The 25,305-nt window shown below is 70.6% G+C and carries 25 protein-coding genes; 19 read left to right on the forward strand and 6 right to left on the reverse strand.

The window, feature by feature from the left end; translation table 11 throughout:
• Positions 1-44: 44 nt before the first annotated feature.
• Positions 45-1,445, forward strand: coding sequence for an endolytic transglycosylase MltG (gene mltG / locus MMB17_RS15140; protein WP_241099335.1), 1,401 nt, complete (start codon positions 45-47; stop codon positions 1,443-1,445).
• A gap of 135 nt (positions 1,446-1,580) precedes the next feature.
• Here mltG and yddG read toward each other — a convergent pair whose 3' ends face one another.
• Positions 1,581-2,477, reverse strand: a complete 897-nt coding sequence (gene yddG / locus MMB17_RS15145) for an aromatic amino acid exporter YddG (protein WP_241099339.1) — start codon at positions 2,475-2,477, stop codon at positions 1,581-1,583.
• A 221-nt stretch (positions 2,478-2,698) separates the two neighbouring features.
• On the opposite strand from yddG, the gene MMB17_RS15150 reads away from it, so the two are divergent.
• From MMB17_RS15150 to MMB17_RS15175, 6 genes are all read left to right on the forward strand, one after another.
• Positions 2,699-3,574 (forward strand): YicC/YloC family endoribonuclease, encoded by an 876-nt coding sequence (locus tag MMB17_RS15150; protein ID WP_238312372.1) that lies wholly within the window; start codon positions 2,699-2,701, stop codon positions 3,572-3,574.
• A gap of 46 nt (positions 3,575-3,620) precedes the next feature.
• Complete coding sequence (gmk, locus tag MMB17_RS15155) at positions 3,621-4,298, forward strand: guanylate kinase (protein ID WP_238312371.1); 678 nt, start codon at positions 3,621-3,623, stop codon at positions 4,296-4,298.
• A 168-nt stretch (positions 4,299-4,466) separates the two neighbouring features.
• Positions 4,467-5,483, forward strand: a complete 1,017-nt coding sequence (locus tag MMB17_RS15160; RefSeq protein WP_241099340.1) for an Hsp33 family molecular chaperone — start codon at positions 4,467-4,469, stop codon at positions 5,481-5,483.
• 621 nt (positions 5,484-6,104) lie between these two features.
• Positions 6,105-7,928, forward strand: a complete 1,824-nt coding sequence (gene edd, locus MMB17_RS15165) for a phosphogluconate dehydratase (protein ID WP_238312369.1) — start codon at positions 6,105-6,107, stop codon at positions 7,926-7,928.
• 70 nt (positions 7,929-7,998) lie between these two features.
• The gene (eda, locus tag MMB17_RS15170) at positions 7,999-8,610 is read left to right on the forward strand and encodes a bifunctional 4-hydroxy-2-oxoglutarate aldolase/2-dehydro-3-deoxy-phosphogluconate aldolase (RefSeq protein WP_241099341.1); all 612 of its coding nucleotides are present in this window, start codon (positions 7,999-8,001) and stop codon (positions 8,608-8,610) included.
• 111 nt (positions 8,611-8,721) lie between these two features.
• The gene (locus MMB17_RS15175; protein WP_241102209.1) at positions 8,722-10,017 is read left to right on the forward strand and encodes a nicotinate phosphoribosyltransferase; all 1,296 of its coding nucleotides are present in this window, start codon (positions 8,722-8,724) and stop codon (positions 10,015-10,017) included.
• Between the two features lie 94 nt (positions 10,018-10,111).
• On the opposite strand, the gene MMB17_RS15180 is transcribed toward MMB17_RS15175, so the two are convergent.
• Complete coding sequence (locus MMB17_RS15180) at positions 10,112-10,522, reverse strand: hypothetical protein (RefSeq protein WP_241099343.1); 411 nt, start codon at positions 10,520-10,522, stop codon at positions 10,112-10,114.
• Between MMB17_RS15180 and MMB17_RS15185 the strand changes: the two genes are divergently transcribed.
• The 4 genes from MMB17_RS15185 (at position 10,506) to hisN (ending at position 14,623) form a co-directional block, all read left to right on the forward strand.
• Positions 10,506-10,823, forward strand: a complete 318-nt coding sequence (locus tag MMB17_RS15185) for a helix-turn-helix domain-containing protein (protein ID WP_241099344.1) — start codon at positions 10,506-10,508, stop codon at positions 10,821-10,823. The two genes, MMB17_RS15180 and MMB17_RS15185, sit on opposite strands and share 17 nt — an antisense overlap.
• Positions 10,820-11,590 (forward strand): LamB/YcsF family protein, encoded by a 771-nt coding sequence (locus tag MMB17_RS15190; RefSeq protein WP_241099345.1) that lies wholly within the window; start codon positions 10,820-10,822, stop codon positions 11,588-11,590. Before MMB17_RS15185 ends, MMB17_RS15190 begins: the two co-directional genes overlap by 4 nt.
• 121 nt (positions 11,591-11,711) lie before the next feature.
• Positions 11,712-13,727 carry an AI-2E family transporter gene (locus MMB17_RS15195; protein ID WP_241099347.1) on the forward strand — a complete coding sequence of 672 codons (2,016 nt, stop codon included), beginning with the start codon at positions 11,712-11,714 and terminating at the stop codon, positions 13,725-13,727.
• A gap of 98 nt (positions 13,728-13,825) precedes the next feature.
• Positions 13,826-14,623 (forward strand): histidinol-phosphatase, encoded by a 798-nt coding sequence (gene hisN, locus MMB17_RS15200; protein WP_241099348.1) that lies wholly within the window; start codon positions 13,826-13,828, stop codon positions 14,621-14,623.
• A gap of 4 nt (positions 14,624-14,627) precedes the next feature.
• Here hisN and MMB17_RS15205 read toward each other — a convergent pair whose 3' ends face one another.
• Complete coding sequence (locus MMB17_RS15205) at positions 14,628-15,608, reverse strand: alpha/beta fold hydrolase (protein ID WP_241099349.1); 981 nt, start codon at positions 15,606-15,608, stop codon at positions 14,628-14,630.
• Between the two features lie 191 nt (positions 15,609-15,799).
• Between MMB17_RS15205 and MMB17_RS15210 the strand changes: the two genes are divergently transcribed.
• Entirely contained in the window at positions 15,800-16,273 is a 474-nt protein-coding gene (locus tag MMB17_RS15210; RefSeq protein ID WP_238312361.1) for an Hsp20 family protein, read from the forward strand.
• 71 nt (positions 16,274-16,344) lie between these two features.
• Here MMB17_RS15210 and MMB17_RS15215 read toward each other — a convergent pair whose 3' ends face one another.
• Both MMB17_RS15215 and MMB17_RS15220 read right to left on the reverse strand, forming a co-directional pair.
• On the reverse strand, positions 16,345-16,641 hold the full coding sequence (locus MMB17_RS15215; RefSeq protein ID WP_241099351.1) for a hypothetical protein: 297 nt from the start codon (positions 16,639-16,641) through the stop codon (positions 16,345-16,347).
• A gap of 68 nt (positions 16,642-16,709) precedes the next feature.
• The gene (locus MMB17_RS15220) at positions 16,710-17,765 is read right to left on the reverse strand and encodes a GSCFA domain-containing protein (protein ID WP_420847378.1); all 1,056 of its coding nucleotides are present in this window, start codon (positions 17,763-17,765) and stop codon (positions 16,710-16,712) included.
• Positions 17,766-18,075: 310 nt separating this feature from the next.
• Between MMB17_RS15220 and MMB17_RS15225 the strand changes: the two genes are divergently transcribed.
• The gene (locus tag MMB17_RS15225) at positions 18,076-18,399 is read left to right on the forward strand and encodes a hypothetical protein (protein ID WP_241099355.1); all 324 of its coding nucleotides are present in this window, start codon (positions 18,076-18,078) and stop codon (positions 18,397-18,399) included.
• A 116-nt stretch (positions 18,400-18,515) separates the two neighbouring features.
• On the opposite strand, the gene MMB17_RS15230 is transcribed toward MMB17_RS15225, so the two are convergent.
• Positions 18,516-18,914: a response regulator gene (locus MMB17_RS15230; RefSeq protein WP_241099357.1), complete on the reverse strand. Its 399-nt coding sequence runs from the start codon at positions 18,912-18,914 to the stop codon at positions 18,516-18,518.
• A gap of 107 nt (positions 18,915-19,021) precedes the next feature.
• On the opposite strand from MMB17_RS15230, the gene MMB17_RS15235 reads away from it, so the two are divergent.
• From MMB17_RS15235 to MMB17_RS15260, 6 genes are all read left to right on the forward strand, one after another.
• Positions 19,022-19,354 (forward strand): Hpt domain-containing protein, encoded by a 333-nt coding sequence (locus MMB17_RS15235; protein WP_241099361.1) that lies wholly within the window; start codon positions 19,022-19,024, stop codon positions 19,352-19,354.
• Between the two features lie 275 nt (positions 19,355-19,629).
• A complete protein-coding gene (pal, locus tag MMB17_RS15240; RefSeq protein WP_238312355.1) occupies positions 19,630-20,136 on the forward strand; it encodes a peptidoglycan-associated lipoprotein Pal in 507 nt (168 codons plus the stop codon).
• Positions 20,137-20,260: 124 nt separating this feature from the next.
• Positions 20,261-21,253: a tol-pal system protein YbgF gene (ybgF, locus tag MMB17_RS15245; RefSeq protein ID WP_241099362.1), complete on the forward strand. Its 993-nt coding sequence runs from the start codon at positions 20,261-20,263 to the stop codon at positions 21,251-21,253.
• Entirely contained in the window at positions 21,250-22,311 is a 1,062-nt protein-coding gene (gene tilS / locus MMB17_RS15250) for a tRNA lysidine(34) synthetase TilS (RefSeq protein ID WP_241099368.1), read from the forward strand. The genes ybgF and tilS overlap by 4 nt, the downstream gene beginning before the upstream one ends.
• A 125-nt stretch (positions 22,312-22,436) precedes the next feature.
• Positions 22,437-24,359 (forward strand): ATP-dependent zinc metalloprotease FtsH, encoded by a 1,923-nt coding sequence (ftsH, locus tag MMB17_RS15255; RefSeq protein ID WP_241099369.1) that lies wholly within the window; start codon positions 22,437-22,439, stop codon positions 24,357-24,359.
• A gap of 134 nt (positions 24,360-24,493) precedes the next feature.
• Positions 24,494-25,240: a sulfite exporter TauE/SafE family protein gene (locus tag MMB17_RS15260; protein WP_241099370.1), complete on the forward strand. Its 747-nt coding sequence runs from the start codon at positions 24,494-24,496 to the stop codon at positions 25,238-25,240.
• The last annotated feature ends 65 nt before the right edge of the window (positions 25,241-25,305 follow it).

Raw genomic sequence — 25,305 nt, forward strand, 5'->3', positions numbered from 1 at the left:
GCGCGCCGCCGACCGACGCCGCCTCGGCTCTCGACAGGATCCCGATGCTCTTCCGCAGACGCACCACGCCGCCGCCGACGCCGACCGCCTCGGACGAGCCTGCGCTGCCCGGCCGCCTCTCCCCGCGCTCGCCGAGCGAGGCGATCAAGCCCACCGCGGCCCCGCCGCCCCCGGAGAAACCGGAGCGCAGCCGCGGCGGGCTGCTCGCGCGGCTCAGCGGCTTCTTCACGCTGTTCGTCGTGGCCGCCATCGGCGCCATGATCGCGCTGACGCTGTTCAACCGGCAGACGCATGAGCCCGGGCCGCTGGCGAACGACAAGGTCGTCGTCATCCCCAACCGCAGCGGCACCAGCGAAATCGCCGAGATCCTGCAGCGGGAGGGCGTGATCGACCACGTCGCCCTGTTCGAGTTCGCGGCCCGCTTCGGCGGCAAGGGCCCGCTCAAGCATGGCGAGTACAATTTCAAGGCCCATGCCAGCATCACCGACGCCATCGACACGCTGGTGAACGGGCGGCAGGTCCAGCACTCGATCACCTTCCCCGAGGGGCTCACTTCCGAGCAGATCGTGGTGCGGCTCAACGACAACGACGTGCTCTCCGGCGAGATCGCGGAGATCCCGCCGGAAGGTTCGCTGCTGCCCGACACCTACAAGTTCGAGCGCGGCGCCACCCGCCAGCAGATCCTCAACCTGATGCGCACCAAGCAGCGCGAGGTGCTCAACCAGATCTGGATGCGCCGGAACAACGAGATCCCGATCCGCACCCCGGCGGAGATGGTCACCCTGGCCTCGATCGTCGAGAAGGAGACCGGCCGGGCGGACGAGCGGCCGCGGGTCGCCGGCGTGTTCATCAACCGCCTGAACAAGCGGATGCGCCTGCAATCCGACCCGACCATCGTCTACGGCCTCGTCGGCGGCCGCGGCACCCTCGGGCGCGGCATCCAGCGCTCCGAGATCGAGCGGGCGACCCCCTACAACACCTATGTGATCGAGGGGCTGCCCCCGGGGCCCATCGCCAATCCGGGCCGCGCGGCCCTCGAGGCGGTGGCCAATCCCTCGCGGACCAAGGACCTCTACTTCGTCGCGGACGGCACCGGCGGCCACGCCTTCGCCGACACGCTCGAATCCCACCAGCGCAACGTGACCCGTTGGCGTCAGGTCGAGAAGGCCCGTCAGCAGGCTCAGCAGCCGGACGCCAACCCGGTCGACAAGGTCGATCCCAACACCGCCGATCCGACCGCGGCCCAGCCGGGGACGCCGGGCCGCGCCCCGGCCTACGCGCCGGGCGGCAACTCGGCCATGGCCTATGACGGCGCGCCGGCCGATCCGAACGCCCCGCGTCCGAAGGCCTTCGACGCCTCCGAAGGCACCAAGCTCGATCCCCTGCGCAACAAGACCTACGACCTGGGCTCGCCCAAGACCGTGCCGGTGCTCAAGAATCCCTGATCCGGCAGACCGTTGCGATAGGATCGGGCGCGGCTCCGGTTTCGGAGGCGGCTCTCGGCGGTGACGGCAGGCCGCGTTCTCGGGCAGGGGTACGAAGCGCATCCCCGCCCGATCGGGCGCCGTCACCGAGATTCTCTAACGCCCGCCTTCCGCGACCGCCTCCTCGCGGCTCCCGCCGGCCCGCGTCGCCACCAGCGCACCGGCCACGATGAGCCCGCAGGCCAGCGCCAGCGGCCAAGTCGCCGGGGCGTAGCCGGCGGCGACGAGGATCAGCGTCGAGAACACCGGGGCGGCGTAGGAGCCGACGCCGAGGAGGCGGATGTCACCGCGCTTCACGCCGATGTCCCAGAGGTAGAACGCCGCCCCGACCGGGCCGAGGCCCAGAGCCGCGACCGCGGCCCATTGGCTCGAGCCCTCCGGCCAGACCGTGCGCTCGAAGGCGAGGTGGCAGACGAGGCTCAACGCCGCCGTGGCGAGGCAGAAGCCGGCCACCGCGTCCGTCGGCACCGCCCCGACCCGGCGCGACAGCACCGAATAGCCCGACCAGACGAAGGCGCAGGCGAAGGCCGCGAGATAGCCCGGCACGGCGCTCGCCTCGAAGCTCAGCGTCCCGCGGCCGAGAAACAGCGCGACGACCCCGGCGAGGCCGAGGAGGGCCCCGCCGACATGGGCGGCGCGCAGGCCTCTCTCGCCCGACAGCAGCGCGGAGAACATCACGATCAGGAGCGGCCAGAGATAGTTGATGAGCCCGGCCTCCGCCGGCGGCGCGAGGCGCAGGGCCGCGAAATAGAGCGCGTGGTAGCCGAACAGCCCGCCGATCCCCAGCGCCCAGACCGCGAGGGGTTGGCGCAGGGCCGAGAGCCCGGAGGGCCGGGCGATCCAGCTGGCGCAACCGAGAAGACCGCCGATCAGAAAGGTCATGGCGGCGAGCTGGAACGGCGGCACCGCACCGGAGGCGGCCGTGAACAGGGCGAGCAGCGACCAGAGCAGGATGGCTCCGGAGCCGATCACGGTGGCGGTGCGGGTGGTCATGGGTCGGCCCTAGCATAGCGGGCCTGCCGGCTCACCCGGGAAGCGGGCGCGGCACGGGCCTTCCGCGACAGGAGCGCCATCCGATCGAACGCAGTCCCGGCCGATCCCTCATCCGGGTGTACGCATCTCCCCCCGCAGGCCACGGCGAGCGCCCTTAGGGACAGCGACGGAGAAAACGTGATACCGCGCGCCAGGTCGCCTCAGAGGTTACGGATCGACGCATGATCGCGAGCATGACGGGCTTCGCCCGCGCCGCCGGCAGCACCGGCCCGGTGCAATGGCTCTGGGAGATCCGCTCCGTGAACGGGCGCGGGCTCGACATCCGCCTGCGCGTGCCGAGCGGCCTCGACGGCGCCGGGGAGGCAGCCCGGGCCGCCCTGCAGAGGGCGCTCGCCCGCGGCCAGTGCCAGCTCTCTCTGACCCTGTCCAAGCCCGAATCCACCCCTCGGGTGCGGGTCAACGAGGCCTTGCTCGCGGACCTCGCCGCCGCCGCCGCGCGGGTGCCGCTCCCGCCGGGGATCGGCCCCGTCACCCTCGACGGCCTGCTCGCCGTGCGCGGCGTCATCGAGACCGAGGAGGAAGCCGGCGCCGATCCCGACATCCTGGCCCGTGACCTCGCCGCCGGCGCCGAGCGCCTGGTTGCCGATCTGGTGGCCGCTCGCCAGGCCGAGGGGCGGGCCCTGCGCGAGGTGATCGAGGGCCAGATCGCGCAGATGGAGCGCCTGACCCGGGCCGCCGAGGAGAACCCCGCCCGCAAACCGGAGGCGGTGCGCGCCCGGCTGGCGGCCGCGGTTGCGGCCCTTTCGGAGAGCGGCAGCCTCGACCCCGACCGGCTGCACCAGGAGGCGGTGCTGATCGCCGCCAAGGCCGATGTCCGCGAGGAGCTCGACCGGCTGCGCGCCCATCTCGACGCCGCCCGCGAGTTGCTGGCCAAGGGCGGCGCCATCGGCCGCCGGCTCGATTTCCTGGCCCAGGAGCTCGGCCGCGAATCGAACACCCTCTGCGCCAAGGCCGGCGACATCAGCCTTTCGCGGATCGGACTCGACTTGAAGGCCGTGGTGGAGCAATTCCGCGAGCAGGTTCAAAACGTCGAGTGACGATGTTTCCGATGATGCATGCAACGAACACGGGTGGGGTGAAGCGGTGAGCGGGTCTGCGGGCGCGCCCCTGCGCGGCGACAAGGTGAAGGGCCGCGGCCTGGTCCTGATCCTGTCCTCCCCCTCCGGCGCCGGCAAGACGACGCTGACGCGGGCCATCGCCAATGACGGCGGCTGGGGGCTCGAACTGTCGATCTCCGTGACGACGCGCCAGCGCCGCCCCTCGGAGATCGACGGCAAGCATTACAACTTCATCGACCAGGAAGCCTTCCAGGACCTGCGGGCCCGCGACGACCTGCTCGAATGGGCCGAGGTGCACGGCAATTTCTACGGCACGCCCCGTCGTCCCGTGGAGAAGGCCCTCGCCGCCGGCCGGGACATGATCTTCGACATCGACTACCAGGGCACGCGGCAGGTCCGCTCCAAGCTCAAGGACGACGTCGTCACGGTCTTCATCCTGCCGCCGAGCTTCGCGGAACTGCGTCACCGGCTGGAGCGCCGGGCCGAGGATTCGCCCGAGACCATCGAGAAGCGCCTCGCCAATGCCCGGGTCGAGATCCAGCGCTGGACCGAGTACGACTACGTCCTCGTCAACGACGACCTGCAGGACGCCTTCAAGGCGCTTCAGGCCATTCTGTCCGCCGAGCGCCTGAAGCGCACCCGCCGGGTCGGCCTCTCCGACTTCGTGGACGGGCTGCTGGCGGAGGCCGACGCCCAGGGCTGAGGGCTCCCCTCGCGGAACCGGCGAGGGATCACCATATCGGGGCTTCGCCGAATTTGCCCCCACATGCCCCCCTCCGCTATCCCGCTCTCGAGCGGGGCGGGGGCGGTCGGCGTGGCGGCCCCGTTTCAAGCCCCGGACGAACCTGTTCGCGCCGGACACGGAGTTTCCATGGCTTCCGGACACGAGACCCGCCCCAGCGAACCCGTCGCCCCCTTCGAGGGCGGCGACGATGCCGTGCTGCCCTTCGCCGTCGAGGCGCTCGACGTGCGCGGGCGCGCCGTGCGGCTCGGCCCCTCCGTCGACACCATCCTGCGGCGCCACGGCTATCCCGATTCCGTGGCGCGCCTGCTCGGCGAGGCGGCGGCCCTGACGGCGTTGCTCGGCGCCTCGCTGAAGTTTCAGGGCCGCTTTCAGCTCCAGACCAAGACGGACGGCCCGGTCGAGATGATCGTCGTCGATTTCGAGGCCCCCGATCGCCTGCGCGCCACCGCACGCTTCGACGCGGCGGCCGTGGCGACGCTCGGCGAGCGGGCCCGGGCGCCGGACCTGATGGGCAAGGGTCATCTCGCCATGACCATCGACCAGGGCAGCGCCCAGAGCCGCTACCAGGGCGTCGTCGCCCTGGAGGGCCAGGACCTGGAGGAGGCGGCCCACCAGTATTTCCGCCAGTCGGAGCAGATCCCGACGCAGGTCCGCCTCGCCGTGGCCGAAGCCCTGGAGGGGGGCGCGGCGCGCTGGCGCGCGGGGGGGCTGCTCGTGCAGTTCCTGCCGACCTCGCCCGAACGCATGCGCCAGGCCGATCTGCCGCCGGGCGATGCGCCGGAGGGCTATGCGCGCCTCGACGAGGCGGGCCTTGCCGAGGACGATGCCTGGGTCGAGGCCCGTTCCCTGGTGGGCACCGTGGCCGATCACGAACTCGTCGATCCGGCGGTGTCGAGCGAGCGGCTGCTCTACCGGCTCTTCCACGAGCGCGGAGTGCGGGTGTTCGAGGCGCAGCCGATCATCGAGGCCTGTCGCTGCTCGCGGGAGCGGGTGATGGGCATGATCCGCTCCTTCTCCCCGCAGGAGCGGCGCGACCTCGTGGCTGATGACGGCCGCATCGGCATCACCTGCGAGTTCTGCTCGCGGCGCTACGTTCTCGACCCGGCGGAGGTCGAGGCGGAGATCTCGTCCCGCTCGGAGTGAGGCGAGGACGCTCCGCGATGCGTGCGGAGATTTGCAAGCGGGCCGCACTGTACTAGATTGGTGGTGAGGGCCGGCGGGTGGCACCCCGTCGGCCCTCTGCTCAAGAGCCTATTACCAGAGCGCTACCGTGATGGTCAGAGACCACGCGGTAGCGTTTTTGGTTACGGTGATGGTCAGGATCGGTATTCCGATCACATGGACTCACCTCCTCTCCAGCCTGCCTGCTCAGCCTTTCGGCGGCGGCGGTTGGCTATTCCGCCGCAAGCCCGGTGCCCGAGCCTTCACGACTGGAGTGGCGACGCTTCAGCGAGGCCAAGTCATACCCATCCATAGAAGACGCACAATCTCGATCGCGCATACACTTTTTATTGCGCGATGATTCTACTGAAAATACATTCAGAGATGCGTCGAATCTGCAATCTGTGTTTGCAGGAAGCTCGCGAGACGTCCACATGGCGAGCGGACGAGCGCTTGTCGAGGTCGCGCCATATCATGCGCCCGATGGTCCCGCACGGGCGGACGGGATCCCCTTTTGGAACCGCTCCATGTTAAGAGGCGGCATGGCGGGCCCCGTTCTTGCGGGGCGCCAGCACCGTCCGAATCCGAACGAGGCCGTCACGCATGCCGGAGCTTCATCCCGAGATCGCCGCCGTGACCGAGCGCGTGATCGCGCGCTCGAAGCCGACCCGCCAGGCCTATCTCGACCTGATCGCCCGTGAGCGCGACGAGGGCGTGCACCGGCCGATGCTCGCCTGCGGCAACCTCGCCCACGGCTTCGCCGCCTCCGGGGACGACAAGCCCGCGATCATCGCCGGCAAGGGCATGAATATCGGCATCGTCACCGCCTACAACGACATGCTCTCGGCCCATCAGCCCTACGGGCGCTATCCGGAGCAGATCAAGCTCTTCGCCCGCGAGGTCGGCGCCACCGCCCAGGTCGCCGGCGGTACGCCCGCCATGTGCGACGGCGTCACGCAAGGCCAGCGCGGCATGGAGCTGTCGCTGTTCTCCCGCGACACCATCGCCCTCTCCACCGCCGTGGCCCTGAGCCACGGCATGTTCGAGAGCGCGGTGCTGCTCGGCATCTGCGACAAGATCGTTCCCGGCCTGCTGATAGGAGCCCTGCGCTTCGGCCACCTGCCGATGATCCTGATCCCGAGCGGGCCGATGCCCTCGGGGCTCGCCAACAAGGAGAAGCAGCGCATCCGCCAGCTCTATGCCGAGGGCAAGGTCGGCCGCGCCGAGCTTCTGGAGAGCGAGTCCGCCTCCTATCACGGGGCCGGCACCTGCACCTTCTACGGCACGGCCAATTCCAACCAGATGATGATGGATGTGATGGGCCTGCACATGCCCGGCGCCTCCTTCATCAACCCGGGCACGAAGCTGCGCCAGGCGGTGACCCGCGCCGCGATCCACCGCGTCACCGAGATCGGGTGGAACGGCAACGACTACCGCCCGCTCGGCCGCTGCATCGACGAGAAGGCGATCGTCAATGCCATCGTCGGTCTCCTGGCCACCGGCGGCTCGACCAACCACGCCATCCACCTGCCGGCCATCGCCCGGGCCGCGGGCATCGTGATCGACTGGGAGGATTTCGACCGGCTCTCGGCGGTGGTGCCCCTGGTCGCCCGCGTCTACCCGAACGGGGCGGGGGACGTGAACCACTTCCACGCCGCCGGCGGCATGTCCTACGTCATCGCCTCCCTGATCGATGCGGGCCTGCTGCACGACGACATCCTGACGGTCGCCGGCACCCGGCTGCGCGACCATGCGAAAGATCCGAAGCTGTCGGGCGACGACCTCGTCTTCGAGGACGCCCCGGCGGAGAGCTTCGACGAGGCGATGCTGCGCAGCCCGGCCAATCCCTTCCAGAAGGACGGCGGCATGCGCCTCGTCCGGGGCAATCTCGGCCGCGCCACCTTCAAGACCAGCGCGGTCGATCCCGAGCGGCGCACCATCGAGGCGCCGGCCCGCGTCTTCTCCGACCAGGAGGAGGTCATGGCCGCCTTCAAGGCCGGGGAGCTGGAGCGCGACGTGGTGGTCGTGGTCCGCTTCCAGGGGCCGAAGGCCAACGGCATGCCGGAGCTGCACAAGCTCACCCCGCCTCTCGGCGTGCTGCAGGACCGCGGCCACAAGGTCGCCCTGGTGACGGACGGGCGCATGTCGGGGGCCTCGGGCAAGGTGCCGGCGGCGATCCACCTGAGCCCGGAGGGCGTCGGCGGCGGCCCCATCGCCCGCCTCCGCGACGGCGACATCGTACGGCTCTCGGCGGAGGAGGGTCTGCTCGAGGTCAAGGTCGATCCGGCCGAGTGGGAAGCGCGCCCTCTGGCCGCCCCGCCGCCGGACGGGATCGGCACCGGCCGCGAGCTCTTCGCCTTCATGCGCCGCGGCGCGGACGGCGCCGAGCAGGGCGGCTCGGCCATGCTGGCCGCGGCCGGGCTCTGAAGCGCCCACGACACATCCCGGTCACGCTCCTCCCCGAAGGGGGAGAGGGCCCGCCTCTGAGGACATTGCCATGAGCACCATCGACGCGCTGATGCGCTCCGTTCCCGTGATCCCGGTCCTGGTGATCGACGACGTGGCCCATGCCGCCCCCATCGCCGAGGCGCTGGTCGGCGGCGGCCTCACCGCCCTGGAGGTGACCCTGCGCACGCCGGCCGCCCTCGACGTCATCCGCGAGATGTCCAAGGTCGAGGGCGCGGTGGTCGGCGCCGGCACCGTGCTCAATCCGAAGGATCTCGACGCGGCCCTCTCGGCCGGCGCCCAGTACATCGTCAGCCCCGGCCTGACCGATCCGCTGACCGATGCCGCCAAGCGCAGCAGCGTGCCCTACCTGCCGGGCGTGGCCAACGCCGCCGACATCATGCGCGGCCTCGACCACGGGCTCGACCGCTTCAAGTTCTTCCCGGCGGAAGCCTCCGGCGGCCTCAAGGCGCTCAAGGCGCTCGCCGCCGTGTTCGGCGCCGTCCGCTTCTGCCCGACCGGCGGCATCACCGAAGCCACCGCGCCGGACTGGCTCGCGCATCCCTCCGTGCTCTGCGTCGGCGGCAGCTGGGTGGTGCCGGCCGGCACGCCCGACGCCCAGGCGATCCGCCGGGCCGCCGCGGCCGCCGCAGCCCTGCGCTGAGGGCGCCCCGGGCCCGCGGCGGCGGGTAAGCGCCAAGGTTGACAGGGGCGGGCGGCGCGTGAGCCTCTGCCGCCGAAGGGCCCTGCGCCCGAGGGAGGCGTGACGGCATCGATGCTCGACATCGCGACGCGGGTCTACAACCACAATTTCCGCATCGACCCGATCGTGCGGTCGCTCCTCGACACCGATTTCTACAAGCTCCTGATGGCGCAGACGATCCTGCGCCGGCATGCCGAGGTCGCGGTCACCTTCGGCATCCAGAACCGCACCAGCCGGATCCGGATCGCCGACGAGATCGAGGAGGGCCAGTTGCGCGAGCAGCTCGACCACGCCCGCACCCTCCGGCTCAGCCGCGGCGAGGCGACTTGGCTGCGCGGCAACAGCTTCTACGGCAAGCGCCAGATGTTCTCGGCGGAGTTCGTCGCCTGGTTCGAGACCTTCCAGCTGCCGGATTACGAGCTGACGCGGCGGGACGGGCAATACGTCCTCACCTTCCACGGCCGCTGGCTCGAGACCACGATGTGGGAGGTGCCGGCCCTCGCCATCCTCAACGAGCTGCGCTCCCGTGCCACCCTGCGCGACATGGGCCGCTTCGAGCTGCAGGTGCTCTATGCGAGGGCCATGACCCGGGTCTGGGAGAAGATCCAGCGCCTGCGCCGGCTGCCGGACCTGTCCATCGCCGATTTCGGCACGCGGCGGCGCCACGGCTTCCTGTGGCAGGACTGGTGCGTGCAGGCCATGAACGAGGGCCTCGGCGCGAAGTTTCTCGGCACGTCGAACTGCCTCATCGCCCAGCGCCGCGAGGTCGAGGCGGTGGGCACCAACGCCCACGAGCTGCCGATGGTCTATGCGGCGCTCGCAGGCGACGACGATGCCGCGCTCGCCCGCGCACCCTACGCCGTGCTGGCCGACTGGCAGCAGGACTACGAAGGCAACCTCCTGGTGGCGCTGCCGGACACCTACGGCACCAGCGGCTTCCTCGCCAACGCTCCCCACTGGCTCACCGCCTGGACCGGCATCCGCATCGATTCGAAGGAGCCGATCGCCGGGGGCGAGGAGGCCATGGCCTTCTGGCGCGCCCGCGGCTGCGACCCGGCGGGCAAGCTCGCGATCTTCTCCGACGGCCTCGACATCGAGGGCATCGAGCGGATCCACGCCCATTTCCACGGGCGCATGCGCCTCGGCTACGGCTGGGGCACCCTGCTCACCAACGACTTCCGCGGCCTCGTGCCGGACGGACGGCTCGATCCGATCTCCATCGTCTGCAAGGTGATCGAGGCCGACGGCCGCCCCACGGTCAAGATCTCCGACAACCCCACCAAGGCCCAGGGCCCGGCCGCCGAGATCGAGCGCTACCGGCGCGTCTTCGGGATGGAGGACCAGGAGGCCCTGCCGGTTCTGGTCTAGAAGCCCCGGCGCGTCCGGAGCGGCGAGATGCCTCTCGTACGGACGCATGAAAACGGCGCCGGGGTTCTCACCCGGCGCCGTCCGTTCTCGTCATTCAACCGCGGATGAAATCCGCGATCAGCGCCGGCGCCGCCGTGTCGAAGCCGACCACGTCGAGCATGCCGGGATCCTCCGGATCGGCGATGCTGAAACCGTTGGAGACGAGCCCCACGACCACGAGCTTCGCGGCGATGCCTGTCTTCTCCCGGTACGTCCGCAGCGCCTGCACCGGATGCACGGGGCCGAGGGGAGACGCGGGCGTGTCATAAATTTGCGCTCGGGGCTTCGCTGGCCGTTGATAACCGAGTGCCAACCGGCCCACGCCGATAGAGCGACGCCGTCCGCTTCCAGGAGGGGCGGCGTCGCGATGCGGGTGTGGATAAGGCCGAGCCTGGCGCCACGCCAACCCGAAACTTGAAAATTCTTTCAGTTTCGACCATGTCCCGCCCATGACCACACCGACCATCACCTCCGCGCAGATCCGCGCCGGCCGCGGCCTCCTGAAATGGACGCAGGGCGTGTTGGCGAGTCGCGCGGCGGTCTCCGTCGTCACCCTCAACATGATCGAGAGCGATCAGGTGATGCCCCGCCAGAGGACGCTGGCCTCGATTCGGAAGGTGCTCGAAGGGGAGGGGATCCGCTTCATCGGCGACGCGGACGAGGGCTACGGCGTCCTGATGCGCGGCAAGCCCCGAGACGAGACGGAGGCGACGGACGATTCGGAGGCGGAGGAGGGGGCGTCGAGATCCATGCGGGCGAAGCGATGAGCACGGCCCGCATCGACCTCAACGCCGACCTCGGCGAGGGCTACGGCCCCTGGCGCCTCGGCGAGGACGAGGCGCTCCTCGATGTCGTCACCTCCGCCAGCATCGCCTGCGGCTTCCATGCCGGCGATCCCACCATCATGGTCGAGACCGCCGCCGCCGCGAAGGCGCGCAGCGTGGCTATCGGCGCGCATCCCGGCTTCCACGATCTGCGCGGCTTCGGGCGCCAGGTCATCCGCCAGCCGGTGCGGGAGATCGAGCGGGACGTCGCCTACCAGATCGGGGCGATGCAGGCCTGCGCCGCGCTGGCCGGCCACCGGGTCAGCTACGTGAAGGCGCATGGCGCCCTGGCCAATCTCGCCAACGCGGAGCCGGAGATCGCCAAGGCCGTCGCCCGGGCAGTGGCCGGCGTCGATCGCGGCCTCGCCCTCATGGTGATGCCGGGCCTGGCCGCCGAGCGCGCGGCCGAGTCGGTCGGCCTGCGCAGCCTGCGCGAGATCTACGCCGACCGCGCCTATGCCGAGGACGGCCAGCTCGCTCCCCGCGGGACGCCTGGCGCCGTCATCCATGACGCCGAAGCGATCGCAGCCCGCGTCCTGCGCATGGTGGAGGAGGGAGGCGTCCTCACCGCCTCGGGCCAGCTGCTCCCGGTCGGAATCGACACGGTCTGCGTGCATGGCGACACGCCCGGCGCCCTCACCGCGGCGAGGGCGGTGCGCGCGGGCCTGGAACGGGCCGGAATCGCGGTCGAAGCCTGCTGCGGCGCCTGAGCCGGACGCTTTCGCATCACGAATACAGGCTGGGATCGTTTTGGCGCGGTTGGGGGTTTCCCGACCGAACGGCGCCCAAGCGGAGCCGTTCCGGACGACGTGTCGAGAGTAGCCGCCCCCCATGAAGCCCAATCCCCGCGCAGAAGGTCTCGTCGTCCCGCCCCGTGCCACCCGCATCCCGGCGGCCGAGACGCCGAAGGGGCCGCTCGCCTCCTCGCTGATCGTGGGAGCGCTGATCGTCGCCGGGCTCTATCTCGGCCGGGAAGTCCTGATCCCCATCGCCATCGCGGTGCTCCTGTCCTTCGTACTCGGGCCGCTGGTGAACCTGCTGCGCAAGGCGAAGCTCGGCCGGCTGCTCTCGGTGATCGCCTCGGTGATCCTGGCCACCGGCATCATCGCCGCCCTCACCACCGTGATCGGGGTGCAGGTGGCCGATCTCGTGCGGGACGTGCCGCGCTACCAGCACACGATCGAGCGGAAGATCGAGAACCTGCGCCAGGGCAGTCTCGGCCACGCCATGGACTACATCACCAACATCAACCGGGCGATCCACCAGGGCCCCGAGGAGAACAAGGAGCAGAAGCCCGCGCCGAAGCCCAGCGATGCCGCGAATCCGCCGCCCAAGCCCGTCCTCGTCGAGATGAAGGACCGGCCGCCGAGCGCCTTCGAGCTCGCCAACACCGTGCTCGCGCCGGTGGTGCAGCCGGTGGCGACCTCGGGCATCGTGATCGTGGTGCTGCTCTTCATCCTGATGCAGCGGGAAGACCTGCGCGACCGGCTGATCCGGCTGGCCGGGTCGAGCGACCTGCACCGCACCACCGTGGCCATGGACGACGCGGCCCGGCGCCTGTCCCGCTACTTCCTCGGCCAGCTCGCCCTCAACACGGCCTTCGGCGTGGTGATCTGCGTCGGGCTCTGGTTCATCGGTGTGCCGAACCCGGTGCTCTGGGGCATCTTCTCCGCGGTCATGCGCTTCGTGCCGTATATCGGGGCCTTCCTCTCCGCGATCCTGCCGCTCGCGCTCGCCGCCGCCGTCGATCCCGGCTGGAGCATGGTCATCGCCACGCTCATCCTGTTCGCGGTGATCGAGCCCGTGGTCGGGCAGATCATCGAGCCCCTGGTCTACGGGCACTCGACCGGGCTCTCGCCCTTCGCGGTGCTGATCTCGGCCCTGTTCTGGACCTGGCTCTGGGGACCGGTCGGCCTCCTGCTCTCGACGCCGCTCACCGTCTGCCTCGTCGTGCTCGGCCGCCATGTCGACCGGCTCGAATTCCTCGACGTGCTGTTCAGCGACCGGCCGGCCCTGACCCCGGTGGAGAACTTCTACCAGCGCATGCTCGCCGACGACCCGGAGGAGGCGCAGGAACATGCCGAGCTGATCCTGCGGGAATGCTCGCTCTCGGCCTATTACGACGAGGTCGTGCTGAAGGGGCTCGAACTCGCCGCCCGGGACGCCGCCCGCGGCGTGCTGACCCCCGACCAGAAAGCCGACATCCGCGCCTCCATCACCGCCCTGATCGAGGATCTGGAGGACCGGCCGGACGGGGCGCCCAACACCCCCGCCGGCGTCGCGCGCCGGCTCGTCACCGGCAGCGCCGGCGACACCTCCTGTGACGGCGAGCCGGTGGTCGAGAACGATCCGGAGGCGCTGCCGGAGGAATGGCGCCGGGACGGGGCGGTGGTCTGCATCGCCGGCCGCGGCTTCCTCGACGAGCCGGGCACGGCGATCGTCGCGCAGCTCCTCCGCAAGCACGGCTTCGGCACCCGCATCGTGCCCTTCGCCGAGGTGGCGCGGGCCAACATCGCCCATTGGGAGCCGGGCCCGGTGAAGATGATCTGCGTGGTCTCGCTGGCGATCAGTGGCGAGCCGACCCATATCCGCCGCCTCGTCGCCCGGCTGAAGCAGAGGGTCCCCGGCGTGCCGATCGCGGTCGGCCTGTGGCGGCTCGACGATCCGATCCTGTCCGACTCGGTCCGGCGCCGGGAGATCGGCGCGGACGAGCACACGGTCTCCCTGCGCGACACGATCGAGGTCGTGCTGGCGGCGACCCGCTCGGCGGTCGGACCGGACACGGAAGCCGGCCCGCGCTCGGTCGAGGCGACGCCGCCGCGCCAGGCGCTTCCCGAGCCGGCCTGATCCGGTCGCGGCGGGCCGAATGTCACCCTCGCCGGGTTGACGGGAGCGCTTCCGCAGAGCCTTCGTTCCTGCCGCCGTCAAGCGACAGGGACCATCCGATGAGCGTCGTCGATCTCGCCCGGTTCGTTGAGGATCTCGCGACCCAGTCCGGGGCAGCGATCCTGCCCTTCTTCCGCGGCCATTTCGGCATGGACGACAAGGCGCGGGGCTCGGCCGGCGCGTTCGATCCGGTCACGGAGGCCGACCGCGCCGCCGAGACGGTGATGCGCAACATGATCCGCGCGCATTTCCCGACCCACGGCATCCTCGGCGAGGAGTTCGGCGCCCAGAACACCGATGCGGAATGCGTCTGGGTGCTCGACCCGATCGACGGCACCCGTGCCTTCATCGCGGGGCTGCCGACCTGGGGGACCCTGATCGGGCTCACCCATCACGGCGTGGCCGTGCGTGGCATGATGCACCAGCCCTATCTCCAGGAGCGTTTCACCGGCGACGGCCGGACCGCCAGCGTCCGCACGCCCAAGGGAGAGCGCCGCCTGCAGGCCCGGATCACCGAGCGCCTCGCGGACGCGATCCTGGCGACGACCGATCCCCGGCTCTTCGCGGAGGGCGAGGAGCGGGAGGGCTTCCGCGCGGTCGAGGACGCGGTGCGGCTGTCGCGCTACGGCGCCGATTGCTACGCCTATTGCATGCTCGCCGCCGGCCAGATCGACCTCGTGGTCGAGGCCGGGCTGAAGCCCTACGACATCGTCGCCCTGATCCCGATCGTGGAAGGCGCCGGCGGCATCGTCACCGCCTGGGACGGCAGCCCGGCGACGGGGGGCGGCCGCATCGTCGCCGCCGGCAACCGCCGCCTGCACGAGGCGGCCCTGGCGCGGCTCAACGGCAGGGCGTGAGGCCTTAGGCCTCCACCCGCTCCATCCGCCGTTCCACCGCGGCCTCGCTGCCGGGGATGAAGGCGTCGAAGGCGGCCCAGAAATCGGTGCGGATCGCGTCGCATTCCGTGAGGATCTCGTGGCGGGCGCCCGGCAGCACGATCAGATGTCCGGCCTTGAGACGGCTGGCGAAGCGCTCCGTCACCGGCGTGCCGCAGACCGGGTCGGCGCCGGCCGCCACCACCAGCACCGGCAGGGTGATGCGCGGCGGCACCCGGGGATCGCGCAAAACCCGCATGGCCCGGAAGGCCGAGGCCAGCCAGGCGATGGTCGGGTCGCCCACCGCGCCCGCGCCGACGCTCGCCGCCGCCGCGGCGTTGCGGGCATAGCGCTTCGGATCGCTCGAGAGGCGGTTGCCGGCAAAGGGCTTCGTCGCGATCGAGGTGGGGCCGCCGAGCGGGATGTAGCAGCGGCCGAAACCGAGGCGATGCAGCCCGCGGGAGAGCACAGCGGCGACCGTCGGCCAGCGCACCATCCGGATCGACAGCATCGGCGCCACGGTGACGAGCCGCTTGAACGGGAGCCACCCCTCCAGGGCGCCGGTCAGGGCCACGGCGCCCCCCATGGAATGGGCCAGGCAGAAATACGGCTCGGGCATGAGCGGCACCAGAACCGCCTCCTCGATCGCCGTCAGGTCGCGCCGGAAATCGGAGAAGCGGCGGACATGCCCCTTGTGGGGGTCGCGCACCTGCCGGCCCGATTCCCCCTGGCCGCGCCAGTCGAAGGCCACCACGCAGAAACCGCGGCGGCGCAGGTCGGCGATCGTCTCGTAGTATTTCTCGATGAACTCGGCTCGGCCCTGCAGCAGGCAGACGGTTCCCTTGATGGTGCGGGTGGTCGGCCGCCAGGTCGCGGCCCGCAACGACACACCATCCGCCGTCCGCACCGGCACCAGCGTGCCGCCCGGCGGTACGGGATTGTCGGGCGTCGATCTCAAGGTCAGCATCGGCGGCGGATCCGGACGGGAAGGCAGGGATTGGGGAAGCGAAAAAACTTCGTCCGAAGACGCCACCAAGCTCTTGCGGAGGTCTTTCCCCGGACCGATATCAGCAACGCGCCGGCCGATACGGCGGCGCGACGGTCCGGCCCGAGGGCGGACCAGCTTCGATACATGTTGCTTCTTACGGAGGATATGTCATGCGTCAGTTCGACCTCGCTCCCCTCTATCGCTCCACCGTCGGCTTCGATCGGCTGTTCGCCGCCCTCGACGGCTTCGTGAGCGCGGAGCAGGCACCGACCTACCCGCCCTACAACATTGAGCGCACCGGCGAGACCACCTACCGCGTCACCGTCGCGGTTGCCGGCTTCACCGAGTCCGACCTCTCCATCGAGGTCAAGGAGAATGCGCTGACGATCAAGGGCGAGCGCAAGCCCGTGGAGAACAAGTCGGTGGAAGTCCTGCATCAGGGCATCGCCGCGCGCGCCTTCGAGCGCCGGTTCCAGCTTGCGGACCATGTCCAGGTCACCGGCGCCACGCTCGAGAACGGGCTTCTCCACGTCGATCTCGTCCGCGAGATCCCGGAGGCCAAGAAGCCGCGCCAGATCCAGATCGCCTCCGGCCGAGCCTCGAGCCAGCCGGCGATCGAGGGTTCGGTCCAGCAGGCGGCCTAATCGCCCGATCTTTTCAGGAGAGCGCCCCGGCCCGCCAGGCCGGGGCGTTTTTGCGTCTGCCGGCTTCGGTATCAGTAATCCCCGAAGCGGTCGTTCGCGCTCGGCTCGTAGCAGGTGTAGCCGATTAAGCAGGCCCGCGTGTCGCGTGCCGGGACGAAGGCGCGTCGGCCCACCTCCGTCGGCTGGCAGAAGCTCGCGTCGCGCACGAAGCGGTCGTAGGTCTGACCGCCGGTCCCGAGCACCGCCGCGCCCTCCCGCATCAGCAGCCCGCGGGCCTGAGCGCAGGTCAGATCCAGGGTCGAGATCCGCGCGAGTGCCGGAGAGCTTGCGCAGCAGAGGGCGAGGGCGAGAAGGCGGGCACGCGGCACGGCTCGGCTCCGGAAGGCAGGATCGGAGTGCCAACCCTCGTGACGGGACCGCGGATCCGTGCCGCCGATCAGCCGAGGCTCCGTTCGATCTCCTCCTCGTCACAGATCACCCCGGCCACGCTCGCGAATTCCGCCGGCGCCGCGGGCGCGACCGGTGCCGGGGCGGCGGCCGCCTCGACATAGGCGGCGAGGAACACCCGCATCACATGGGCGATGCCGGCCGGCGTCACGGAGCGCAGGTCCTCCTCGAAGTAGCGGCCGGCATTCGGGCCGCCGGTGACGATCTCGTAGGCCGGGAAATAGGCGACGTTGGCGTGCTTCTGCGCGACCTCGCCGGCCGCGGCCCGGAGCACCGCCTTGGAATAGGTGCTGGAGACCAGCACATGCCGGTCCTCGTAGGTCGCGATCAGCGGTACCGGCGAGACGGTCAGGATCACCCGGGCCCGGGCGTTCACCCCGCGCAGGCGTTCGAGGAAGCCGTCGAGATCGGCCACCGTCTCCGAGACGGTGGCGTTCACGAAGGCGTACCGCTCCGGGTCGAAGGCACCGCCCGCCACGCCGGGGGCGAGGGGATAGGCGGCGCCGTCCCCCCGCGCCCGCCAGCCCTCCGTCAGCCCGAGGGTGAAGACGAACACATCGAGGGTCTCGAAGAGGGTCCGCACGGCCGCGAGATGCACCCGCGCGGCCTCCGCCACCGCCCCCGCATCCGCGAAGCCTTCGGGCTCGATCGTGGGGCGGAAGGGATCGACGAAGCGGCCATCCGGCCTTACCCAGGCGGCCTCTTCCGGCGCGAAGGCATCATAGGCGCGGTCGAAGAGCTGAACGAGTTGGCGGGTGTGATAGAGGTTGCCGTAGCGGGCCGAATAGGTACCGAACTGGCGCCGCGCCGCCTCCGCCTCGGTCAGGCCTTCCGGGGCCGTCTCGGTGACGTGGTAGTGGAAGCCTGTGTCCCGCAGGGCGCGAGCGACGTTCTGCGCGAAGCAGCTGCCGCCGGTGGCGATGCGGTCCTCCCGGGTGATCGGGAAGGGTCCGATCCCGGCAGGGTCGAGAGCGAAGGGCGCCGGCCCGGCCACGGCCCGGCGCCAGAAGCGCGCATCCGGCAGGCCGGAATAGGGATTCGTCACGGTCACGCCTGTGCCAGAGCGGCCCCGGCGGCCGCCGGGAAGGCTTAGCGCATGGCCGGTGGCGAGGGGAGGGCGACCTGCCCGCCAGCGGCTCTTGCAAACCGGCACGATGGGCCGGGCTACCGGGCACGCCGCCCAGAGGCGCGAAAGTGAAAACAATACCGACGAACACTTTCAAATGACTTCGTATCGACGCCGCACGGACCGAGACAATTCTCAAAAATCAATCGCCAAGCTTGTGCATCAAATCTATTCAAATTAGATTTCACGCGCCAAATCAAAATCACCGAATCTATTACGGGAGGGTGGCATGGCCTACGGCGTCCTGCTCTACGACCGATTCGAACCGGATACTCTGGACGAGGCCTATGTGCAGCAGGTTCAGGGCTTGCTGGATCGGGTCCTGTCCATGCCAGGAGCCATCTCCTTCATGGGCTACCGTTCCCTGGCCGGCAGCCCCAACACGATCAGCTTCACGGAATTCGACACGGTCGAGGATGCCCAGCGCGCCGCGGCGTCCGAGGAGCTGCAGGCGGTCTTCAAGGCGATGGAAGCCACGGGGACGCGGCCGACCCTGCTGGTCATGGAGCGCTCGCCCCTGACGCCGAACCCCATCATGGCCTCGGGCCGGTAGAAGAGCCGGCCCGCACCGGGCCCCGAGCAGGCCATCCCCTCGATTGCAGGATGCGACGTGGTCGCGTGGAATCGCTGGGTGGAATCGCTTGGCAAGGATCGGGTTGGGTCTCGCCCTCAGCCCGCCGCGCTGAGGCGCACTGGCGCTTGGGCCTCCCCGGCCATCATCCGGGCGAGCTCGACGATCTCGCGGATCTGGAAAGGCTTGCGGACATAGATGCTGCCGGGCACCGGCCGCCGGTCCATCCGGGCGGCGGTGGAGGCGTAGATCACCGGACGGTCGGGATGGATCGCCCGATAGGCATCGGCCACCATCCAGCCGTCGATCAGGCCCGGCAGGTTGATGTCGGTGAACAGCCAGTCGATCTCGGCCCCGCGCTTGCGCAGCATGGTCAGGGCCGCCTCGCCGCTGGAGGCCGAGAGCACGGCGATGCCCTCCCGTTCGCACAGCATCGTCAGCATCTCCAGCAGGAGATAATTGTCTTCGACCACGAGGACGTTGGCGAGCGGGGACATGCGACGATCCGCAGGCAGGTGATTTTATCGATCACAACCTGGATTGGTTAAGCCTTTCTCAATGCCCCGCGCGCCTGAGTCCGACTTTCGGGAATCGGGAGCAGACGATGCGTCGCGAGGGCGCGGTGTTCGACGGGGAGGTCGTGGCGGAGCTGGAAGAGCTGTTCGGCCGCACGAAGCTGATGGACCTGCTCGCCCGGCTCGATCACGAGATCGCCGGGCGCCTGCGGCCGGCCGCGCGGGACACGGCGCAGCTCTCCTCCGATGCCCATGCCCTGGTCTCGGTCAGCGGCTCCCTCGGCTTCCTGCCGCTCTCGCAGGCCTGCGCCGATCTCGAACGCGCCTGCCTGCGCGGCGGCGACCTGTCCGCGCCGCTCGAGGCCGCCGTCGCGGCTGCGGAGGCAGCGACCTGGGCCATCGCGGATCTGCGCGCGGCCTGAGATCCGCGCTGTTGCCGCAGCGCAACGATGCCGAGCCTTCGTCCGGCCCGAACCGCTCCCGCCGCGGCCTCGCCCCAATTGCCGGGCGAACAGGAGCGACCGGCGGCACCGTGGTGTGCGGGAACACTTCGCGAAGCGCGCCGGTGGGCGATGGCACCGCACCGTCAAGGTTGACGGAACCTTCGCTTAACCGTGCAAGACTAGAAATCCGCGGACGAAGACACGTGACGGGGCGGCCCTCTCCGGCGCCCGCCGCCTCCAGGAGATTGAAGCCCATGTCGAGACCCGCGCATGCCCGTGCGATGGCCCTGGCGGCCGCGCTCTGCGCCGCGCTCAGCGTCGCCGCCTGCTCCAACGACAAGGACCTCGCCGACGCCTCCGCCTTCGGGGCCAACGGCGGTGCCGCCCGTCCGGGCAGCCCGCAGGACTTCGTGGTGAATGTCGGCGACCGCGTCTTCTTCGAGTCGGACTCCTCCGACCTGACGCCCACCGCCACCGCCACCCTCGACAAGCAGGCCTCCTGGCTGCAGCGCTACCCGCGCTACACCTTCCTGATCGAGGGCCATGCCGACGAGCGCGGCACGCGCGAGTACAACTTCTCCCTCGGCGCCCGCCGCGCGCAGGCGGTCAACGACTACCTCGCCTCCCGCGGCATCGCCGCGAGCCGGATCCGCACCGTCTCCTACGGCAAGGAGCGCCCGGTCGCGGTCTGCAACGACATCTCCTGCTGGTCGCAGAACCGCCGCGCGGTGAGCGTCCTCGACGGCGGCGCCGGCTCCTGAAGCCTCGGCGACCGAGGCCGAAACGACCCGCCCGCACCGGGTTTGCTGCGGTGCGGGCATTTGCTAGGGCAGGGGCGACGGGTCGACGCCCCGCCTTCCCGGACGATCCACGGTGCCAATGCCCATGCTGCGCCGCCTGCTGCTGACCACCTGCCTCGGATGGGCGAGCCTGAGCCCCGCCTCGGCCCAGGATGCCGCCGATCTGATCGTGCGCCTGAATCGGCTGGAGAACGTCTCCCGCCAGCTCTCGGGCCAGATCGAGCAGCTGCAATACGAGAACCGCTCCCTCAAGGAACAGCTGCGCAAGTTCCAGGAGGATGTCGAGTTCCGCTTCCAGGAGAGCAAAGGCGGCGGCGGTGCGCGCAAGGGGCCGGCCCCGGCGGCCTCGCCTTCGGGGGGCGCCCCCTACGGCACCAATCCCGGCGAGGGCCGGCCCGGCAAGCGCGGCGACGCCTTCGACCCCGGCCAGAACCCCGGTGCCCCCGGCGCCCCGCGCCAGCTCGGCACCACCACGCCCTCCGCCCCGCTGGAGACCACGCCCGTGGCCCGGGCCGAGCCCCTGCCGCAGGGCGCCCTGCCCGATCCCGATGCGGAGCACGAAGAGGGCGATCTGCCCCCGCCGGGCCTCGGCGGCCCGGTCGATCTGTCGCCGCCCCCGGCCCGGGTGCCGACCACCGGCGCGATCAGCCCGCCGCCGCCCAAGGCCAGCGTCGCCGCCACGGGCAGCGGCGACGCGGAAGCCGATTTCGAGGCGGCCTCGACCCTGGTGCGCGAGCGTCAATACGAGCAGGCGGAGATGAGCCTGCGCCAGTTCATCCAGTCGCATCCCCGCGACAAGCTCGTCGCCAGGGCGACCTACTGGCTCGGCGAGAGCTACCTGCAGCGCAACCGCAACCGCGAGGCGGCCGAGCAGTTCCTGAAGGTCTCGACCGACTACGCCAATTCGCCCGTCGCGCCGGAGGCGATGATGAAGCTCGGCGCCTCGCTGGCCGCGCTCGGCGCCAAGGCCCAGGCCTGCGCCACCCTGGCCGAGGTCGAGCGCAAGTTCCCGAGCGCCGGCGCCGGCGTGCGCCAGGGCGTCGAGCGCGAGCAGAAGCGCGCGCGCTGCACGACGTGAACGGCGCGGCGCCGGATCTCGACGCCCGGCTCGCCCGCGCCCTCGCGCCCTTCCTGACCACCCGGACGATCCTGCTCGCCGTCTCCGGCGGCCCGGATTCGACCGCGCTCCTCCAGGCCGCCGCCCGCCATCGCGGCACGGCCGAACTCCACGTCGCCACCGTCGATCACCGCCTGCGGCCCGAAGCGGCGGCCGAGGCCGAGGCGGTCGGGCGCCTCGCCGCGAGCCTCGGCCTGCCGCACCGGGTGCTGGTCTGGGAGGATCCCCCAGAGGGCGGCGGCCTCCAGGCGGCGGCCCGTGCCGCGCGCTACCGCCTGCTCTTCGCCCAGGCCACCGCGATCGGGGCGGATCTCGTCCTCACGGCCCATACCCGCGACGACCAGGCCGAGACGGTGCTGATGCGCCTCCTCGCCGGAAGCGGCCCGGCCGGGCTCGCCGGCATGGCCCCGCTGCGGGCAGCAGCGGGAGAGGGGATCGGCCTGGGCCGGCCCTTCCTCGGGATCGCGAAGGCCGATCTCGTGGCCTATTGCGAGGCCTGGGCGCTGCCCTTCCTGCGCGATCCCTCCAACAGCGATCCCCGCTTCGGCCGCGCCCGCCTCCGGACCCTGATGCCGGCCCTCGCAGCCGAGGGCCTGAGCACGAGCCGCCTCGCGCGCCTCGCCGAGCGCCTCGCCCGCGACGAGGCCGCCCTGGGCACGGCCGCCGCGGCCCTGCTCGCCCGGGCGGAGCGGCAGCCCGCCGGCCGTCCCCTCGAAGGCCGCCTCGAACTCGACGGGGCTGTCCTGCGCGGCCAGCCCGCCGCGATCCTGCTCCGCCTGTTCGACCGGGCGCTCGAAGCCGTGGCATCGGGGGAGCCGGATCCGGTGCCGCGCCGCCTGGAGCGCCTGGAGCAGCTCGTCCTCGCGGAGCTGCTTCCGGCCCTCGAAGACGGACGGGCCCTGCGCCGGACCCTGCGGGGCGTCCTAGTCAGCCTCGGCCCGAGCGGACGGATCCGCCTCGCGCAGGCGCCGCCGCGCCGGGCACGTGCGCTGGCACATCGCAGCAACCAAGAGCGTTGACCAGATTGCCCCAGCAACGCCCGATTTACTTGGCAAGGGGTTGGGCGACGCCTACATTGGCGACGAGCGCGTGGAGCCGACCCGCAGCCGCGGGATGATGCTCGCACGCCTCCCAGGACCGATCGATGAACCCGAACTTCCGGAATTTTGCCCTCTGGGTCGTCATCTTCCTTCTGGTTCTCGCCCTGGTGACCCTGTTCCAGAATCCGGGTCACCGCGGCGGCGGAAGCGAGATCGCCTATAGCCAGCTCCTCAACGACGCGGATTCCGGCAAGATCCAGTCTGTCGTGATCTCCGGGCAGGACGTCAGCGGCACCTATGTCGGCGGCGGCAATTTCACGTCCTACATCCCGAACGATCCGAGCCTGGTCTCCAAGCTCCAGAGCAAGGGCGTGCAGATCACCGCGCGCCCGCCCTCCGACAACACCCCCTGGTTCATCCAGCTTCTCGTGAGCTGGCTGCCGATCCTCGTCTTCATCGGCGCCTGGATCTTCCTCTCGCGCCAGATGCAATCCGGCGCCGGCCGGGCCATGGGCTTCGGCAAGTCGAAGGCCAAGCTCCTGAACGAGGCGCATGGGCGCGTCTCCTTCGACGACGTCGCCGGCGTCGAGGAGGCCAAGGAGGACCTTCAGGAGATCGTCGAGTTCCTGCGCGATCCGCAGAAGTTCCAGCGCCTGGGCGGCCGCATCCCCCGCGGCGTGCTGCTCGTCGGCCCCCCCGGCACGGGTAAGACGCTGATCGCCCGCGCGGTTGCCGGCGAGGCCAACGTGCCGTTCTTCACGATCTCCGGCTCGGACTTCGTCGAGATGTTCGTCGGCGTCGGCGCCAGCCGCGTGCGCGACATGTTCGAGCAGGCCAAGAAGAACGCGCCCTGCATCATCTTCATCGACGAGATCGACGCGGTCGGCCGTCATCGCGGCGCCGGCCTCGGCGGCGGCAACGACGAGCGCGAGCAGACCCTCAACCAGCTCCTCGTGGAGATGGACGGCTTCGAGGCCAACGAGGGCGTCATCATCATCGCGGCGACCAACCGCCCCGACGTGCTCGACCCGGCGCTGCTGCGTCCCGGCCGCTTCGACCGCCAGATCATGGTGCCGAACCCGGACGTGACCGGCCGCGAGCGCATCCTGCGCGTCCATGTCCGCAAGGTCCCGCTCGCCCCGGACGTCGACCTCAAGACCATCGCCCGCGGCACCCCCGGCTTCTCCGGCGCCGACCTGATGAACCTCGTCAACGAATCCGCCCTGCTCGCGGCGCGGCGCGGCAAGCGCATCGTCACGATGCACGAATTCGAGGATGCCAAGGACAAGGTCATGATGGGCGCCGAGCGGCGCACCCTGGTCATGACCGAGGACGAGAAGCGGCTCACCGCCTATCACGAGGGCGGCCACGCCATCGTCGCCCTCAACGTGCCGGCGACCGATCCGGTTCACAAGGCGACGATCATCCCCCGCGGCCGCGCCCTCGGCATGGTCATGCAGCTGCCCGAGCGCGACAAGCTCTCGATGTCCTTTGAGCAGATGACCTCGCGCCTCGCCATCATGATGGGCGGCCGCGTGGCCGAGGAGATGACCTTCGGCCCCGACAAGGTCACCTCCGGTGCCCAGTCGGACATCGAGCAGGCGACCCGTCTGGCCAAGATGATGGTCACCCGCTGGGGCTTCTCGCCCGAGCTCGGCACCGTGGCCTATGGCGACAACAACGACGAGGTCTTCCTCGGCATGTCGATGGGCCGCCAGCAGACGGTGTCCGAGTCGACGGCCCAGAAGATCGACGCCGAGGTCCGTCGCCTCGTCGAGACCGGCCTGGAGGATGCCCGCCGCATCCTGCGGGAGCATCAGGAGGATCTCGAGGCCCTGGCCCAGGGTCTGCTCGAATACGAGACCCTGACCGGCGACGAGATCCGCAAGCTGCTCCAGGGCGAGCCTCCGGTGCGCGATTCCGGCGACGTTCCGCCGACCCCGGCCCGCGGCTCGCCCGTCCCCTCCGCCGGTCGCGGCCGGCCTCGGGAGAGCGACGGCGGCCTGGAGCCGCAGCCTCAGGGCTGAGACGCCGTCGAGGTCGAACCAGAGGGGCGCCGCAGGGCGCCCCTTTTTCGTGCCCGATCCCCGAATTTCACCTCATCGAGTCGGCCTGAGAGGCTGAATCTGAGCGGGACGGCACGCGAGCGGAAACAGGGTCCATGTCCCTCTCGGACTATCTGATCCTCGCCTTCGGGGCAGGGCTCGCCGGCTTCGTCCAGGGCCTCTCGGGTTTCGCCTTCGGCCTCGTCGCCATGTCGGTCTGGGCCTGGGTGATCGACCCGAAGCTCGCGGCACCCCTCGCCGTGTCGGGCGCCCTGACCGGACAGATCGTCGCCGCGCTCACCGTGCGGCGTGGGTTCGACCTGCGCCGCCTCGCCCCCTTCGTGCTCGGCGGACTGGCCGGGATTCCCCTGGGCGTCGCCTTGCTGCCCCGGCTCGACATCGAGCTGTTCAAGGTCATGCTCGGCACCCTGCTCGTCGTCTGGTGCCCGGCCATGCTCGTCGCGAAGGATGGTCCGCGACTGACCGTCGGCGGCCGGCTGGCGGATTCGCTGGTCGGGCTCGGCGGAGGCCTGCTCAGCGGCCTCGGCGGCTTCACCGGTACGCTGCCGACGCTCTGGTGCACCCTGCGCGGCTACGAGCGGGAAGTTCAGCGCGCGGTCATCCAGAACTTCAATCTCGCGATGCTCCTCGTGACGATGCTCACCTATCTGGGTACGGGCCTCGTCACCCCGACCATGCTGCCGGCCTTCGCGGTGGTGCTGCCCGCCATGCTGATCCCGACTTTCCTCGGAACCCGCGCCTATGTCGGCCTCGGCGACACCACCTTCCGCAAGCTCGTCCTGGGCCTCCTGACCGCTTCCGGCATCGCCCTGCTCGCATCGGCCCTGCCGAAGGTGTTGTAGCGCTTGAAAGCGCGGGCCCGTCCCGCGCAGTTCAAGCGCTCTGCCGAACGCGCCGGAGAGCGCAG

Source organism: Methylobacterium organophilum, from assembly GCF_022533465.1.
Classification (GTDB): Bacteria; Pseudomonadota; Alphaproteobacteria; order Rhizobiales; family Beijerinckiaceae; genus Methylobacterium; species Methylobacterium organophilum.